The sequence below is a fragment of the thiotrophic endosymbiont of Bathymodiolus puteoserpentis (Logatchev) genome, assembly GCF_900127505.1.
Classification (GTDB): Bacteria; Pseudomonadota; Gammaproteobacteria; order PS1; family Pseudothioglobaceae; genus Thiodubiliella.
The window spans coordinates 1-1398 of the sequence record NZ_UEXF01000057.1 but is presented as its reverse complement, the minus strand read 5'-3'; the positions used below and the strand labels follow the sequence as shown (position 1 = coordinate 1398).

General features: G+C 36.4%; 1 protein-coding gene. It reads left to right on the top strand.

Going from position 1 to position 1398, the window contains the following annotated elements; genetic code table 11:
* Positions 1-1398: type I restriction endonuclease subunit R (locus BHECKSOX2_RS07280; RefSeq protein WP_139683060.1), on the top strand; the 1398-nt coding region annotated here is incomplete at both ends.

Sequence of the window (1398 nt, the reverse complement as noted above, 5' to 3'; positions counted from 1 at the left end):
TTGGTAGAGTTAATTCGTTATTGCACTGTATTTGAGCAAGAAGAAAAGAAAGACGAAAAAACAGGCTTAATTTTTCAAACAAAAATAAAGAAAGTTGCCACTTATCATCAGTATTATTCCGTACAAAAAGCAGTTGAGCAAACATTAAGAGCAACGCATTCAAAAGATGGCGACCGCAAGATTGGTGTGATTTGGCATACACAAGGTTCGGGTAAATCTTTATCAATGGTTTTTTATAGTGGTCAAATTATCACGCACCCACAAATGGGAAACCCAACCATTGTAATGCTTACCGATAGAAATGATTTAGACGACCAATTATTTGGAACATTTGGAAATTGTGTTGGGCTTTTACGCCAAACACCTGTTCAAGCAAATAACCGAGAACATATTAAAGAATTGTTGAAAGTTTCTGGTGGTGGTGTAATTTTTACCACCATTCAAAAATTTTCTCCTAAAGAAGGCAATGTTTATGAAACTTTATCCGACCGAACTAACATTGTTGTTGTTGCGGATGAAGCACACAGAAGTCAATACGGATTTACGGGTCGAGTTGTAGAAACCGAAGAAGGTTCAGAAATTAGATATGGAAATGCAAAATATTTGCGTGATGCTTTACCTAATGCTTCCTACATTGGTTTTACAGGAACTCCAATAGAAAAAGAAGACAAATCAACGCCTGCTGTTTTTGGCGATTATATTGATGTTTATGACATCAAACAAGCGGTAGATGATGGGGCAACAGTTCCAATTAGTTATGAATCTCGTTTGGTTAAAATCAAATTGGATAAAAAGACAGCAAAAGCCTTAGATGATGAAATAAATGATATTGCTGATGCAACAGAAGAACAGTTAGAAAAAGCCAAAAAGAAAACCGCAACGATTGATGCAGTTGTTGGACACCCAGACCGTTTAAAAGATGTCGCCAAAGATATTGTAATGCACTTTGAAGCAAGACAAGAAGTGTTTGAGGGCAAAGCAATGATTGTTGGAATGACACGGAATATTTGTGTGCATTTATACAATGAAATTGTTGCTTTAAAACCCGAATGGCACAATGACGATTTGGATAAGGGAATGATAAAAGTAATAATGACAAGTTCGTCTGACGACCCTGAATTATTTCAACCACATCATACCAGCAAACAACAAAGAAAAGATTTAGCCACTCGAATGAAAGACTCTAATGACAAATTGAAATTAGTGATTGTTCGAGATATGTGGCTCACAGGATTTGATGCTCCAAGTACGCATACTATGTATGTAGATAAAAAGATGCAAGGTCATAATCTGATGCAAGCCATTGCGAGAGTAAACAGAGTCTATAAAGACAAACCAGGCGGTTTAGTAGTTGATTATATTGGCATTGGTCAAGACCTTAGAAATGCAATGGCAACT